At 65.9% G+C, this 12,305-nt stretch carries 19 protein-coding genes; 18 read left to right on the forward strand and 1 reads right to left on the reverse strand.

Features of this window, described 5'->3' with window-relative positions:
• The first annotated feature begins 5 nt into the window (after positions 1 to 5).
• The 17 genes from ACZ67T_RS23330 (at position 6) to truA (ending at position 10,562) form a co-directional block, all read left to right on the forward strand.
• Positions 6 to 191: a type Z 30S ribosomal protein S14 gene (locus ACZ67T_RS23330; protein ID WP_003948630.1), complete on the forward strand. Its 186-nt coding sequence runs from the start codon at positions 6 to 8 to the stop codon at positions 189 to 191.
• Between the two features lie 223 nt (positions 192 to 414).
• Complete coding sequence (gene rpsH, locus ACZ67T_RS23335) at positions 415 to 813, forward strand: 30S ribosomal protein S8 (protein WP_030221010.1); 399 nt, start codon at positions 415 to 417, stop codon at positions 811 to 813.
• 21 nt (positions 814 to 834) lie between these two features.
• Complete coding sequence (rplF, locus tag ACZ67T_RS23340; protein WP_469986537.1) at positions 835 to 1,374, forward strand: 50S ribosomal protein L6; 540 nt, start codon at positions 835 to 837, stop codon at positions 1,372 to 1,374.
• Between the two features lie 3 nt (positions 1,375 to 1,377).
• Entirely contained in the window at positions 1,378 to 1,761 is a 384-nt protein-coding gene (gene rplR / locus ACZ67T_RS23345; protein ID WP_127832078.1) for a 50S ribosomal protein L18, read from the forward strand.
• Between the two features lie 42 nt (positions 1,762 to 1,803).
• On the forward strand, positions 1,804 to 2,409 hold the full coding sequence (gene rpsE, locus ACZ67T_RS23350; protein ID WP_116511048.1) for a 30S ribosomal protein S5: 606 nt from the start codon (positions 1,804 to 1,806) through the stop codon (positions 2,407 to 2,409).
• Positions 2,409 to 2,591 (forward strand): 50S ribosomal protein L30, encoded by a 183-nt coding sequence (rpmD, locus tag ACZ67T_RS23355; protein WP_041985698.1) that lies wholly within the window; start codon positions 2,409 to 2,411, stop codon positions 2,589 to 2,591. The genes rpsE and rpmD overlap by 1 nt, the downstream gene beginning before the upstream one ends.
• 2 nt (positions 2,592 to 2,593) lie before the next feature.
• Positions 2,594 to 3,049, forward strand: coding sequence for a 50S ribosomal protein L15 (gene rplO, locus ACZ67T_RS23360; RefSeq protein WP_100594874.1), 456 nt, complete (start codon positions 2,594 to 2,596; stop codon positions 3,047 to 3,049).
• A 281-nt stretch (positions 3,050 to 3,330) separates the two neighbouring features.
• Complete coding sequence (gene secY, locus ACZ67T_RS23365; RefSeq protein ID WP_469986538.1) at positions 3,331 to 4,644, forward strand: preprotein translocase subunit SecY; 1,314 nt, start codon at positions 3,331 to 3,333, stop codon at positions 4,642 to 4,644.
• Positions 4,644 to 5,297, forward strand: a complete 654-nt coding sequence (locus ACZ67T_RS23370; protein WP_469986539.1) for an adenylate kinase — start codon at positions 4,644 to 4,646, stop codon at positions 5,295 to 5,297. The genes secY and ACZ67T_RS23370 overlap by 1 nt, the downstream gene beginning before the upstream one ends.
• A 100-nt stretch (positions 5,298 to 5,397) precedes the next feature.
• Entirely contained in the window at positions 5,398 to 6,234 is an 837-nt protein-coding gene (gene map, locus ACZ67T_RS23375; RefSeq protein ID WP_469986541.1) for a type I methionyl aminopeptidase, read from the forward strand.
• Between the two features lie 139 nt (positions 6,235 to 6,373).
• Positions 6,374 to 6,595, forward strand: coding sequence for a translation initiation factor IF-1 (infA, locus tag ACZ67T_RS23380; protein ID WP_003948620.1), 222 nt, complete (start codon positions 6,374 to 6,376; stop codon positions 6,593 to 6,595).
• A gap of 59 nt (positions 6,596 to 6,654) precedes the next feature.
• Positions 6,655 to 6,768, forward strand: coding sequence for a 50S ribosomal protein L36 (rpmJ, locus tag ACZ67T_RS23385; protein WP_003974245.1), 114 nt, complete (start codon positions 6,655 to 6,657; stop codon positions 6,766 to 6,768).
• Positions 6,769 to 6,952: 184 nt separating this feature from the next.
• Positions 6,953 to 7,333 carry a 30S ribosomal protein S13 gene (gene rpsM / locus ACZ67T_RS23390; RefSeq protein WP_100594870.1) on the forward strand — a complete coding sequence of 127 codons (381 nt, stop codon included), beginning with the start codon at positions 6,953 to 6,955 and terminating at the stop codon, positions 7,331 to 7,333.
• Between the two features lie 65 nt (positions 7,334 to 7,398).
• A complete protein-coding gene (rpsK, locus tag ACZ67T_RS23395; protein ID WP_003948617.1) occupies positions 7,399 to 7,803 on the forward strand; it encodes a 30S ribosomal protein S11 in 405 nt (134 codons plus the stop codon).
• Between the two features lie 152 nt (positions 7,804 to 7,955).
• Positions 7,956 to 8,978 (forward strand): DNA-directed RNA polymerase subunit alpha, encoded by a 1,023-nt coding sequence (locus ACZ67T_RS23400; protein WP_469986542.1) that lies wholly within the window; start codon positions 7,956 to 7,958, stop codon positions 8,976 to 8,978.
• A 173-nt stretch (positions 8,979 to 9,151) separates the two neighbouring features.
• Entirely contained in the window at positions 9,152 to 9,613 is a 462-nt protein-coding gene (rplQ, locus tag ACZ67T_RS23405; RefSeq protein ID WP_469986543.1) for a 50S ribosomal protein L17, read from the forward strand.
• Positions 9,614 to 9,692: 79 nt separating this feature from the next.
• The gene (gene truA, locus ACZ67T_RS23410; RefSeq protein WP_469986545.1) at positions 9,693 to 10,562 is read left to right on the forward strand and encodes a tRNA pseudouridine(38-40) synthase TruA; all 870 of its coding nucleotides are present in this window, start codon (positions 9,693 to 9,695) and stop codon (positions 10,560 to 10,562) included.
• 4 nt (positions 10,563 to 10,566) lie between these two features.
• Here truA and ACZ67T_RS23415 read toward each other — a convergent pair whose 3' ends face one another.
• Positions 10,567 to 11,424, reverse strand: coding sequence for a hypothetical protein (locus ACZ67T_RS23415; protein WP_469986546.1), 858 nt, complete (start codon positions 11,422 to 11,424; stop codon positions 10,567 to 10,569).
• Positions 11,425 to 11,854: 430 nt separating this feature from the next.
• Here ACZ67T_RS23415 and rplM point away from each other — a divergent pair, with 430 nt between their 5' ends.
• The gene (rplM, locus tag ACZ67T_RS23420; protein ID WP_100594865.1) at positions 11,855 to 12,298 is read left to right on the forward strand and encodes a 50S ribosomal protein L13; all 444 of its coding nucleotides are present in this window, start codon (positions 11,855 to 11,857) and stop codon (positions 12,296 to 12,298) included.
• Positions 12,299 to 12,305: the final 7 nt, after the last annotated feature.

Genomic DNA, 12,305 nt, shown 5'->3' on the forward strand with positions numbered 1-12,305 from the left:
GCGAGATGGCGAAGAAGGCTCTTATTGCCAAGGCTGCTCGTAAGCCGAAGTTCGGTGTGCGTGGCTACACCCGCTGCCAGCGCTGCGGCCGCCCGCACTCCGTGTACCGCAAGTTCGGCCTGTGCCGCGTGTGCCTTCGTGAGATGGCTCACCGTGGCGAGCTGCCGGGCGTGACCAAGAGCTCCTGGTAATCCCCTTCTGTCCTTAGGGACTTGGGAATTACCGGACGCTCTCGGTAAGTATTTGGACGGCGGGAGCCCTCCTTCACATGCCGTAGGCTTGTGGGGTTGGGCGCCCGCCGCCCATACCGACTTACTACGCCGTAGGTCCCCGCACCGCACCCGTCCCGCCTCTGTGTGGGGAGAGGGATGGCGCATACAGGAAACCCCGGCGAGAGAGGCCGAAGGCCAATTCATGACCATGACTGATCCGATCGCGGACATGCTGACTCGTCTGCGTAACGCGAACTCGGCGTACCACGACACCGTGGCGATGCCGCACAGCAAGATCAAGTCTCACATCGCGGAGATCCTCCAGCAGGAGGGCTTCATCACGGGCTGGAAGACCGAGGACGCCGAGGTCGGCAAGAACCTCGTCCTCGAGCTCAAGTTCGGCCCGAACCGTGAGCGCTCCATCGCGGGCATCAAGCGGATCTCCAAGCCCGGTCTCCGGGTTTACGCGAAGTCCACCAACCTGCCCAAGGTCCTCGGCGGCCTCGGCGTGGCGATCATCTCCACGTCGCACGGTCTCCTGACCGGCCAGCAGGCAGGCAAGAAGGGCGTAGGTGGGGAAGTCCTCGCCTACGTCTGGTAGTCGGGAACGGAGGAATAGCTAATGTCGCGTATTGGCAAGCTCCCCATCACGGTTCCCGCCGGCGTGGACGTCACCATCGACGGTCGTACGGTCTCGGTTAAGGGCCCCAAGGGTTCCCTCAACCACACGATCGTCGCTCCGATCGTCATCACGAAGGACGAGGACGGCGTGCTGAACGTCGCCCGTCCCAATGATGAGCGTCAGAACAAGGCTCTGCACGGCCTGTCCCGCACGCTGGTGGCCAACATGATCACCGGCGTGACCGAGGGTTACGTGAAGAAGCTCGAGATCAGCGGTGTCGGTTACCGCGTCCTGGCGAAGGGCTCCAACCTGGAGTTCTCGCTCGGCTACAGCCACCCGATCCTGATCGAGGCGCCCGAGGGCATCTCGTTCAAGGTCGAGTCGCCGACCAAGTTCTCGGTCGAGGGCATCGACAAGCAGAAGGTCGGCGAGGTTGCGGCCAACATCCGCAAGCTGCGCAAGCCCGACCCGTACAAGGCCAAGGGCGTCAAGTACGAAGGCGAAGTCATCCGCCGCAAGGTCGGAAAGGCGGGTAAGTAAGCCATGGCATACGGTGTCAAGATTGCTAAGGGCGACGCTTACAAGCGTGCTGCCATCAAGCGCCGTCACATTCGTATCCGTAAGCACATCTCGGGTACGGCCGAGCGCCCGCGCCTGGTCGTGACGCGTTCGAACCGCCACATCGTGGCCCAGGTCATCGACGACGTTAAGGGTCACACCCTCGCGTCGGCGTCGACCCTGGACACCTCGATCCGTGGTGTCGAGGCCGACAAGTCCGCGCAGGCCGTCAAGGTCGGCGCCCTGGTCGCCGAGCGCGCCAAGGCCGCGGGCGTCGAGGCTGTCGTGTTCGACCGTGGTGGTAACCAGTACGCCGGGCGCATCGCCGCTCTGGCGGACGCCGCCCGCGAAGCCGGTCTGAAGTTCTGATCCGGTTCCGTAGCTAGCGGAAAACGAAGAGAGGTAATTCCAATGGCTGGACCCCAGCGCCGCGGAAGCGGTGCCGGTGGCGGCGAGCGGCGGGACCGGAAGGGTCGCGACGGTGGCGCTGCTGCCGCCGAGAAGACCGCATACGTTGAGCGCGTTGTCGCGATCAACCGTGTCGCCAAGGTTGTCAAGGGTGGCCGTCGCTTCAGCTTCACTGCGCTCGTCGTGGTGGGCGATGGCGATGGCACGGTAGGCGTCGGTTACGGCAAGGCCAAGGAGGTGCCGGCCGCCATCGCCAAGGGTGTTGAGGAGGCCAAGAAGCACTTCTTCAAGGTCCCCCGTATCCAGGGCACCATCCCGCACCCGATCACGGGCGAGAAGGCTGCGGGCGTCGTCCTGCTCAAGCCGGCTGCTCCCGGTACCGGCGTTATCGCCGGTGGCCCGGTGCGCGCCGTGCTCGAGTGCGCCGGCGTTCACGACATCCTGTCGAAGTCGCTCGGTTCGTCGAACGCGATCAACATCGTGCACGCGACCGTGGAGGCCCTCAAGGGCCTGCAGCGTCCCGAGGAGATCGCGGCTCGCCGTGGTCTGCCCCTCGAGGACGTCGCCCCCGCGGCTCTGCTTCGTGCACGTGCGGGAGCGGGTGCGTAATGGCTCGCCTCAAGATCACGCAGACGAAGTCGTACATCGGTAGCAAGCAGAACCACCGCGACACCCTGCGTTCGCTCGGGCTCAAGCGCCTGAACGACGTGGTCGTCAAGGAGGATCGTCCCGAGTTCCGCGGCATGGCTAACACCGTGCGGCACCTCGTGACGGTCGAGGAGGTCGACTGATCATGGCGGAGAACAACCCGCTCAAGATCCACAACCTCCGTCCCGCCCCGGGCGCCAAGACCGCGAAGACCCGTGTGGGTCGCGGTGAGGCGTCGAAGGGTAAGACGGCCGGTCGTGGTACCAAGGGCACGAAGGCCCGTTACCAGGTTCCGGAGCGCTTCGAGGGTGGCCAGATGCCCCTCCACATGCGTCTCCCGAAGCTCAAGGGCTTCAAGAACCCGTTCAAGACCGAGTTCCAGGTCGTGAACCTCGACAAGCTGAGCGCGCTGTACCCGGAAGGTGGCGAGGTCACCGTCGAGGGTCTCGTCGCCAAGGGTGCCGTTCGCAAGAACAGCCTCGTCAAGGTGCTCGGCCAGGGTGAGCTCACCGTGGCGCTGCAGGTGACGGTTGACGCCGTCTCCAACTCCGCCAAGGAGAAGATCACCGCCGCCGGCGGTACCGTCACCGAGCTCGTCTGACCTTTTCAGACGTCTCGATGACATGAGCGATTCCCAACCGGGGATGCCCCACATATGGGGCATCCCCGGTTGGTCGTTCCAAGGGGGGCATGGTCGCCGGTATGGTGGCCTGCACTGTGCTGTATCTGTCTGGGGCTCACGCCCCGGGCCGGGCGGTGTGTCCTGAAGACGATGTGTCTGAGGGATCTTCACCCGGTGCTTGACTGTTACGCATTCCTTCACTCATCGAACCTCAAGACCGTCACCTCTGACGCACGTGCGCGGGGGTCGCAGGAGGCACCGTGCTCACCGCGTTCGCCCGGGCGTTCAAGACGCCCGACCTGCGCAAGAAGCTGCTCTTCACGCTCGGCATCATCGTGGTCTACCGACTCGGTACGCATGTACCGATCCCGGGGGTCAGCTACTCGAACGTCCAGACATGCGTGGACGCGAACAAAGGCACGCAGGGGCTGTTCGGTCTCGTCAACATGTTCAGTGGTGGCGCGCTCCTGCAGATCACGATCTTCGCGCTCGGCATCATGCCGTACATCACCGCGAGCATCATCCTGCAGCTGCTCACTGTCGTGATCCCGCGGCTCGAGGCCCTGAAGAAGGAGGGTCAGGCGGGTACGGCGAAGATCACGCAGTACACCCGTTACCTGACCGTGGCGCTCGCCATCCTCCAGGGCACCGGCCTCGTCGCGACCGCTCGCAGCGGCGCCCTCTTCCAGGGCTGCCCCGTCGCGAACCAGATCGTCCCGGACCAGTCGATCTTCGTGACGATCACGATGGTCATCACGATGACCGCCGGTACCGCCATCGTCATGTGGCTCGGTGAGCTCATCACCGACCGCGGCATCGGCAACGGCATGTCGATCCTGATGTTCATCTCGATCGCCGCCACCTTCCCGAGCGCCCTGTGGACCATCAAGACGACCGGTGACCTCGCCGGCGGCTGGATCGAGTTCGGCGCCGTGATCCTGGTGGGCCTCGTGATGGTCGGCCTGGTGGTGTTCGTCGAGCAGGCGCAGCGCCGCATCCCTGTCCAGTATGCGAAGCGCATGATCGGTCGCCGGTCTTACGGCGGTACGTCCACCTACATCCCGCTGAAGGTCAATCAGGCGGGTGTGATCCCTGTCATCTTCGCCTCGTCGCTGCTCTACATCCCGGCCCTCGTCGCGCAGTTCGCGGGAGGCAATTCCGGGTGGAAGACCTGGATCAACGACCATCTGACCAAGGGAAATCACCCCTATTACATCGTTTCGTACTTCCTCCTGATCGTTTTCTTCGCGTTCTTCTACGTGGCGATCTCGTTCAACCCCGAGGAAGTCGCGGACAACATGAAGAAGTATGGTGGCTTCATCCCGGGCATCCGGGCTGGCCGGCCGACCGCTGAGTACCTGAGCTACGTACTCAACCGGATCACGTGGCCGGGTTCGCTGTATCTGGGTCTGATCGCTCTCGTACCAACGATGGCGTTGGTTGGCTTCGGGGCAAGCCAGAACTTCCCGTTCGGCGGGACCAGCATCCTGATCATCGTGGGTGTCGGTCTGGAAACGGTGAAGCAGATCGAGAGCCAGCTTCAGCAGCGCAATTACGAAGGGTTCCTCCGCTGATGCGTATCGTCCTCGTCGGGCCGCCCGGTGCGGGCAAGGGAACGCAGGCCGCGTTCCTTGCCAAGAACCTGTCGATTCCGCACATCTCCACGGGCGACCTCTTCCGTGCCAACATCAGCCAGGGCACGGAGCTGGGCAAGCAGGCAAAGGCGTACATGGACGCCGGCAACCTGGTCCCTGACGAGGTCACCATCGGGATGGCCAAGGACCGCATGGAGCAGCCGGACGCCGTGAACGGCTTCCTGCTCGACGGCTTCCCTCGCAACGTCTCGCAGGCCGAGGCGCTCGACGTCGCCCTCAAGGCGGACGAAGTGAAGCTCGACGCGGTCCTGGACCTCGAGGTCCCCGAGGACGAGGTGGTCAAGCGCATCGCCGGCCGCCGCATCTGCCGCAAGGACTCCGCGCACGTCTTCCACGTGTCGTACAAGCAGCCGAAGCAGGAAGGCGTCTGTGACGTCTGCGGCGGCGAGCTGTACCAGCGCGAGGACGACAGCGAGGACACCGTTCGCAAGCGTCTCGAGGTCTACCACACGCAGACCGAGCCGATCATCGACTACTACCGGGCCCAGGGCCTGGTGCGGACGATCTCGGCGCTCGGCAAGGTCGACGAGGTGACCGCGCGGGCCATGGAGGCCCTCGGGCGCGACAAGTAAGCCGTTACGCTGCTCCGGCCGCGGTGCCCGTACAGGGCGCCGCGGCCGTAGTGTTGTCCAGGTAAACCCGTAGTGCGGAAGACGGAGAGCGCAGGCCCCCATGGTGCAGATCAAGACCCCCGAGCAGATCGCCAAGATGCGTGAGGCGGGGCTGGTCGTCGCCGCGATCCACGCGGCGACGCGTGAGGCCGCGGTGCCCGGTGCCACCACCCGGGATCTGGACGAGGTCGCGCGCAAGGTGCTCGACGCGCACGGGGCCAAGTCGAACTTCCTCGGTTACGGGGGTTTCCCCGCGACCATCTGCACCTCGGTCAACGAGGTCGTCGTCCACGGCATCCCGGACGACAAGACCGTCCTCAGGGACGGCGACATCATCTCCATCGACTGCGGCGCGATCATCGACGGCTGGCACGGCGACGCCGCGTACACCGCGTTCGTCGGGACCGGCCACGCTCCGGAGCTGGTCGAGCTCTCGCGGGTGACCGAGGAGTCGATGTGGGCCGGCATCGCCGCGATGAAGAACGGCAACCGGCTCGTCGACATCTCCCGCGCCATCGAGTCCTACATCCGCCGCCAGCCGAAGCCGGGCGGCGGCAAGTACGGCATCGTCGAGGACTACGGCGGCCACGGCATCGGCACCGAGATGCACATGGACCCGCACCTCCTGAACTACGTCGAGCGCCGCCGCGGCAAGGGCCCCAAGCTCGTCCCCGGCTTCTGCCTCGCGATCGAGCCGATGGTCTCCCTCGGCACCCCGCGCACCGAGGTCCTCGAGGACGACTGGACGGTCATCACCACGGACGGCACCTGGTCCTCGCACTGGGAGCACTCCATCGCGCTGACCGAGCAGGGCCCGCTGGTCCTGACGGCGCCGGACGGCGGCAAGGCGAAGCTGGCCGAGCTCGGTGTCATCGCTGCTCCGGACCCTCTTGCATAATGATCTTGAGCGTAGGGCAGACTTCCCCGATTCGTGTTTCCGGGGGCCCTGACGTAGACTGACTCGTCGGCTCTCGTGCACACGCATGCCTGCATGTACGTGTTGAGTCGATCAAGGTAGTCGATTCGAAGGGCAAAGCGTGGCCAAGAAGCAAGGTGCCATCGAGATCGAAGGCACTGTCGTCGAGTCTCTCCCGAACGCCATGTTCAAGGTGGAGCTCCAGAACGGCCACCAGGTCCTGGCTCACATCAGCGGCAAGATGCGTATGCACTACATCCGTATCCTCCCTGACGACCGGGTCGTGGTGGAGCTGTCTCCGTACGACTTGACGCGTGGCCGGATCGTCTACCGGTACAAGTAGATCTTGCCCGCACTCCGCCTCGCGCGGGGTGGTGGCACTGACCCGGAGAACCTCACCCAATGAAGGTCAAGCCGAGCGTCAAGAAGATCTGTGACAAGTGCAGGGTGATCCGCCGTCACGGCCGGGTCATGGTTATCTGCGACAACCCGCGCCACAAGCAGCGCCAGGGCTGACGCACTACTGCACTTCGCAGATCGCGCGACGCAAGTAAGCACATATGCAGGACCCGTCCCTCTTCAGATCCATTGGTAATGGAGGGCGACACCCCCGGTCGGAGGCCGGGGACCCAGGATGTACCTCGTACGGCACCTGGGAACGGTTCTGCTGAAGACCTCCGAGAATCAACAGGAGCCTTGAATGGCACGCCTTGAAGGCGTTGACCTCCCGCGCGACAAGCGCGTAGAGGTTGCCCTCACCTACGTGTTCGGCATTGGCCGCACGCTGTCCCAGCAGACGCTGGACGCCACCGGTGTGGACCGCAACATCCGCGTTCGTGATCTGTCCGAAGAGGACCTGATCAAGATCCGCGAGTACGTGGACGCGAACATCCAGACCGAGGGTGACCTCCGTCGCGAGATCCAGGCCGACATCCGCCGCAAGGTCGAGATCGGCTGCTACCAGGGTCTTCGCCACCGTCGTGGCCTGCCCGTCCGCGGTCAGCGCACCAGCACGAACGCTCGTACCCGTAAGGGCCCGCGTCGCGCCATCGCCGGTAAGAAGAAGCCGGGCAAGAAGTAGTCCTCGCTCAGCGGTCTATCGACAGCTGTCGCTGCAGGACCGACCACCTCCCGTAGGAGTAATAGATGCCCCCCAAGGGTCGTCAGGGCGCTGCCAAGAAGGTGCGCCGCAAGGAAAAGAAGAACGTCGCCCACGGGCACGCTCACATCAAGAGCACGTTCAACAACACGATCGTGTCCATCACGGACCCGACCGGCAACGTGATCTCCTGGGCCTCCGCCGGCCACGTCGGCTTCAAGGGCTCGCGCAAGTCCACTCCGTTCGCCGCGCAGATGGCCGCCGAGTCGGCCGCGCGTCGCGCCCAGGAGCACGGCATGCGCAAGGTTGACGTCTTCGTCAAGGGTCCGGGCTCCGGCCGCGAGACCGCGATCCGCTCCCTCCAGGCCACGGGCCTCGAGGTCGGTTCGATCCAGGACGTCACGCCGACCCCGCACAACGGCTGCCGTCCGCCCAAGCGTCGCCGCGTCTGACCTGACGTACGACTGCTTGGTCTGAGGTTTTCGGGCGGTACGGCTCTTAGGGGCCGTATCGCCCGTACCCTTGTTACTGCATCAACACCGGGCCACCACCCGGTGGCATCAGGGCATCAAATAGTGGGTGCCCCTGTCTGAAGGATTCCTTCATGCTTATTGCTCAGCGCCCGTCGCTGACCGAAGAGGTCGTCGACGAGTTCCGCTCCCGGTTCGTGATCGAGCCGCTGGAGCCGGGCTTCGGTTACACCCTCGGCAACTCGCTTCGCCGCACCCTCCTGTCGTCGATCCCCGGCGCTGCTGTCACCAGCATCCGCATCGACGGTGTCCTGCACGAGTTCACCACCGTGCCGGGCGTCAAGGAAGACGTCACCGACCTCATCCTGAACATCAAGCAGCTGGTCGTCTCCTCGGAGCACGACGAGCCGGTCGTGATGTACCTGCGCAAGCAGGGACCGGGTCTGGTCACCGCCGCCGACATCGCGCCCCCGGCCGGTGTCGAGGTGCACAACCCCGACCTCGTCATCGCCACGCTCAACGGCAAGGGCAAGCTGGAGATGGAGCTGACCGTCGAGCGCGGTCGCGGCTACGTCTCCGCCGTTCAGAACAAGCAGGTCGGTCAGGAGATCGGGCGCATCCCGGTCGACTCGATCTACTCGCCGGTCCTGAAGGTCACGTACAAGGTCGAGGCGACCCGTGTCGAGCAGCGCACCGACTTCGACAAGCTGATCGTCGACGTCGAGACGAAGCAGGCCATGCGTCCGCGTGACGCCATGGCGTCGGCCGGTAAGACCCTGGTCGAGCTGTTCGGTCTCGCCCGCGAGCTGAACATCGACGCCGAGGGCATCGACATGGGCCCGTCCCCCACGGACGCCGCCCTGGCCGCCGACCTGGCGCTGCCGATCGAGGAGCTCGAGCTCACCGTTCGTTCGTACAACTGCCTCAAGCGCGAGGGCATCCACTCCGTGGGTGAGCTCGTCGCCCGCTCCGAGGCGGACCTGCTCGACATCCGCAACTTCGGTGCGAAGTCGATCGACGAGGTCAAGGCGAAGCTGGCCGGCATGGGCCTTGCGCTCAAGGACTCGCCTCCCGGCTTCGACCCGACCGCCGCCGCCGACGCCTTTGGCGCCGACGACGACGCGGACGCCGGCTTCGTGGAGACTGAGCAGTACTAGTCGCCTTCGGCGGGGCTCGCGGACTTCCGTGGCCGCCCCGCCGTTGTCGCCGAGGCTCTGTCCTCAAACGCCGGACGGGCTGAAAATGCCCGCCCGGCCCATCCTCCAGGCGCCCGCCTGCGGGGAACTGACTCCGGTACCTGATACGGCCGGTGCAGAGAAGGAGAAACACCATGCCGAAGCCCGCCAAGGGTGCCCGTCTGGGCGGCAGCGCTGCGCACGAGAAGCAGCTTCTCGCGAACCTCGCGAAGGCCCTCTTCGAGCACGGCAAGATCACGACGACCGAGGCCAAGGCCCGTCGTCTGCGTCCGTACGCGGAGCGTCTGGTCACCAAGGCGAAGAAGGGTGACCTTCACAACCGCCGTCAGGTGCTCACGGTCATCACGGACAAGAGCGTCGTCCACACGCTCTTCACCGAGATCGCCCCGCGCTACGAGAACCGTCCGGGTGGTTACACCCGTATCACCAAGATCGGTAACCGCCGTGGCGACAACGCGCCCATGGCTGTCATCGAGCTGGTCGAGGCGCTGACGGTTGCGCAGCAGGCCACTGGTGAGGCCGAGGCCGCCACCAAGCGTGCCGCCAAGGACGCCGAGGCTGCCGCTCCGGCCGCCGAGGAGTCCAAGGACGCCTGAGGCTCTGCCTTGATGTGAGCGGGTCCGCCCTTCGGGGCGGGCCCGCTTTCGTATTGCCTTCGCCTGAGAGGATCTGTGTGTGAGTGACGAGGTAGAGCCCGGGTTCGTGCGGGTGCGGCTTGACGTGTCGTACGACGGCAAGGACTTCTCCGGGTGGGCGAAGCAGGCCAGCGGCCGGCGGACCGTGCAGGGTGAGATCGAGGACGCGCTGAGGACCGTGACCCGGTCCGCGCAGACGTACGAGCTGACCGTGGCCGGGCGGACCGACGCGGGCGTGCACGCGCGCGGGCAGGTCGCGCATGTCGATCTGCCGGAGGACGTCTGGGCCGAGCACCAGGACAAGCTGCTGCGCCGGCTCGCGGGGCGGCTGCCGCACGATGTGCGGGTGTGGAAGGTGGCCGAGGCACCCAACGGGTTCAACGCGCGGTTCGCCGCCGTGTGGCGCCGGTACGTGTACCGCGTGACCGACAACCCCGGTGGCGTCGACCCGCTGTTGCGCAGTCATGTGCTGTGGCACGACTGGGAGTTGGACCTCGACGCGATGAACGTGGCCGCTCAGAAGCTGCTCGGGGAGCACGACTTCGCCGCGTACTGCAAGCGGCGTGAGGGCGCCACGACGATCCGCACGCTCCAGGAGCTGCACTGGGAGCGGTCGCCCGACGGGATCCTCGAAGCGACCGTCCGGGCGGACGCGTTCTGCCACAACATGGTGCGCTCGCTGGTCGGCGCGATGCTGTTCGTCGGTGACGGGCACCGGCCGCCGGACTGGCCGGCGAAGGTGCTTGCCGCCGGTGTGCGGGACTCGGCGGTGCACGTGGTGCGGCCGCACGGCCTGACGCTGGAGGAAGTCGGTTACCCCGCCGACGAGTTGCTCGCGGCGCGCAGCCGGGAGGCGAGGAACAAGCGGACGCTGCCGGGGGCGCCCTTCTCGGAACCGGGGTGCTGCTGAGCCCCTACTGGGGCGCCTCGGCCGCCGCCGAGGCCTGCGCCTCACCGCGCCGGGTGATCTGACGGAACGTGAACTCGGCGAGATCGTCCCCGGTCGTGTAGACCGCGCGGTCCTTGGTGGTGACGTCCCGCCCGCCGCTGGTGAAGCCGGCGGTCGTGAAGTACGCGTAGCGGCCGTACGAGTTGGTGGTCGAGCGGCAGATCGTCGTACGGCAGAACGCGGGGACGCCCGAGCCGGACAGGGAGGTCACGGTGCCCTTGGTGTACTGGTTCTTGGCCTTCGTGGCCTGGGCCTCCGTGTCGAAGACGGCGACGCCGACGGTGACCGCCACACCGTCCTTCGCGTAGGTGGCGCGGATCAGGCGCGTGCAGTCGTTGCCCGTCAGGACGCCTCCGAGCGCGCCCTGGGTGGCCGAGCCGCAGCTCTTCGTGCTGGCGGTCGCGCCCTTCTTGTAGACACGGTCGCCGACGGTGAGCCTGGTGCCGGGGAAGAGGGTGTCAGCGCTGAGCGGGGCCTTGTCCTTCTCGGCGCTGGAGATGAAGTCCTTGGGGTCGAGCGGGGGCGGCGGCGTGGTCTCCGCGAACGTCGGGTCCGCCGGGGTCGTGTCGCTCGGGATGTCCGCGGTCGTCGGCAGCTGGTCGGCGGGCTTGTTCGAGGCCGAGCTGTTGCCGTTGGCGGAGACGATCGCGAACGCGACGGCCGAGCCGACGGCGACCGTGGCGAGCGCGCCACCGCCGATCATCAGCCAGCGGCGGCGCCGCGCGCGCGCCTCGGACGCCTCGGCGAGCGCCGCCCAGTCCGGTCCCTGTGAACCACCACTGCCCCCGGAACCCCACTGGGGTCCCCCCTGCCCAAAGCTCATGGGGCGCATCTTAGACCGCCGCGCAGGGGGTGCCGGGGCGTGGTGGGGAAGGGTGTGCGCAGGGTCTGGCCGATCTTGTGTGTGCCTTGTGTGCGCTTCCTGTGTGCCGGGGGTCACGCGCGTACGGTGCTGCCTGCGGCGACGTGCGGTTACTCTGGTACACGGCAGGGCCGCCCAGTGCGGCGGATCCGGCGTTGCCGGTGTCCAGGTCCGCGTTTTGACCCGTACGGGGAAGCGCGGGTATCCTGCTTGTTCGTTATGTGTATTGGCTTTCTCGTTCTCACGTGAGAGGCCATGCACAGGTTCCCTGGAGCAGTTACCAGTGGGCGGCATACGGGCGCTGAACCCGGCACTGTCGTCCCCAGCTGCACGATCGCTTCAGTGATGCCACTTTCAGCACCCATCCACTGAAGAAGAAGAAGGCTGCTAAGTGCGTACGTACAGCCCCAAGCCCGGCGACATCACTCGCCAGTGGTACGTCATCGACGCCCAGGATGTCGTCCTGGGTCGTCTGGCGACCACTGCCGCGAACATCCTGCGGGGCAAGCACAAGCCGATCTACGCCCCCCACGTCGACGCTGGTGACTTCGTCATCATCATCAACGCGGACAAGGTGCACCTCTCCGGCAACAAGAAGACCCAGAAGATGGCGTACCGCCACTCGGGTTACCCGGGCGGTCTGCGTTCGGTTCGTTACGACGAGCTGCTGGACAAGAACCCCGAGAAGGCCGTCGAGAAGGCCATCAAGGGCATGATCCCCAAGAACACCCTGGGCCGTCAGGTGCTCTCGAAGCTGAAGGTCTACTCGGGCGACCAGCACCCCCACGCTGCCCAGCAGCCGGTGCCGTTCGAGATCACCCAGGTCGCGCAGTAGTTCCGGC

The organism is Streptomyces sp. NPDC107517, from assembly GCF_055582645.1.